General features: G+C 60.2%; 2 protein-coding genes. Both read right to left on the bottom strand.

Annotation, left to right across the window (positions count from 1 at the left end):
- The coding region (locus tag AC2FNE_RS24625) for a hypothetical protein (protein WP_496806568.1) at nt 1–229 on the bottom strand (229 nt) is incomplete at its 3' end.
- A gap of 16 nt (nt 230–245) precedes the next feature.
- The gene (locus AC2FNE_RS24620; protein WP_496748743.1) at nt 246–1,265 is read right to left on the bottom strand and encodes an IS110 family RNA-guided transposase; all 1,020 of its coding nucleotides are present in this window, start codon (nt 1,263–1,265) and stop codon (nt 246–248) included.
- Nucleotides 1,266–1,329 lie beyond the last annotated feature (64 nt).

Below are 1,329 nucleotides of genomic sequence, written 5' to 3'. Positions count from 1 at the left end.
GTCCTGTGTGGATGGCTCCTGCAAAGCAAGACATTTTTGTGAGGGGTGTGTGGTCAGAAGCGGTCTTGTGTCCGGCCTGTTTGCGCGGTGCGTCTGACCGCTGGCCCTGATGGGTTCCGCAGACCGAGTCCCATTCTGCACAGCGGACATATGAGGTCCGGGACAAAGCACGGGGTGTCTCGATCGTTGGGTTGACCATGTCCATCACATCCTGCGTCTTGCTATTCATGTGCTCCTTTCGGTCGTCAAGCGGCTCTGATTTGATAATTCTGTTCACGCGTGAGCACCGCCCAGATGATCCGCGCCGTTTTGTTGGCCATTGCGACGGCGGCCAGCTTTGCGGGCTTACGTTCAAGGATTTCGGAGAACCAAGGATCGAATTGATCAGGTCGGTGTCTGATCTGCTTGATCCGGGAGGTCATGCCGAGCACCAGCAATCGGCGGATGTAGCGGTCTCCCATCTTCGAGATGCGTCCCAACCGTTCCTTACCGCCACTCGATCGGTTGAGCGGTGTGAGGCCGAGCCAGGCCGCAAAGCTGCGTCCGTTTGAGAACTGACACCCGTCCCCGATCGAGGCGACGATGGCGGAGGCGGTGATCGGTCCGACACCGGGGATCGTCCGCAGGCGGGCGACGCGCGCATCAAGGGATGCAGCCCGTTTCAACTGGCGATCGTACCAGAGCACCCGGCGATGTAGAGCCACGAGTTGGTGGCTGAGGTTGCTCACGACATCTTTTGCGAGGTCGGGAAGATCGTCCTCTGTTCCTTCCAGGCACAGCTTGGCAAAGGCGATGGCGTGACCGGCGCCCTCTCGAACAACAATCCCAAACTCGGCCAGGACACCGCGAAGCATGTTCACGATCTGGGTCCGCTGGCGCACAATCAGGTCCCGTACACGGTGCAGGGCCAAGACTGCTTGTTGCTCCGGTGACTTCACAGCCACGAACCGCATGGACGGCCGTGTCACCGCCTCGCAGATCGCTGCGGCATCGATCGCATCCGACTTGCCGCGCTTCACATAGGGTTTCACGTAGGCCGGCGGGATCAGGCGCACCTCGTGTCCGACCTTCGCAATCTCCCGCGCCCAGTAATGGCTCGTCCCACAAGCCTCGATCCCGACCAGACACCGTGGCAGGCTCGCGAGAAAGGTCAGGACCTGAGCTCTGCGCAGGCTCCGATTAAAGACAACCTCACCCTCTTTGGTGACGCCGTGAACCTGAAAGACGTTCTTGGCCAGATCAAGGCCGATCGTGGTAACTTGCATGGGGTGACTCCTCTCTCGCAGATAACGACACCTGCACTATGGCGCATCGCGACGCCGATGGAGC

The sequence above is a fragment of the Ruegeria sp. YKSD179 genome (assembly GCF_059612885.1).
The sequence above is the reverse complement of the archived record's forward strand: the minus strand, read 5'-3'. Positions and strand labels throughout refer to the sequence as shown.

What these genes read in the sequence shown, in the direction of transcription:
- AC2FNE_RS24620 (WP_496748743.1), bottom strand. Translation starts at nt 1,265, where the DNA reads ATGCAAGTTACCACGATCGGCCTTGATCTGGCCAAGAACGTCTTTCAG.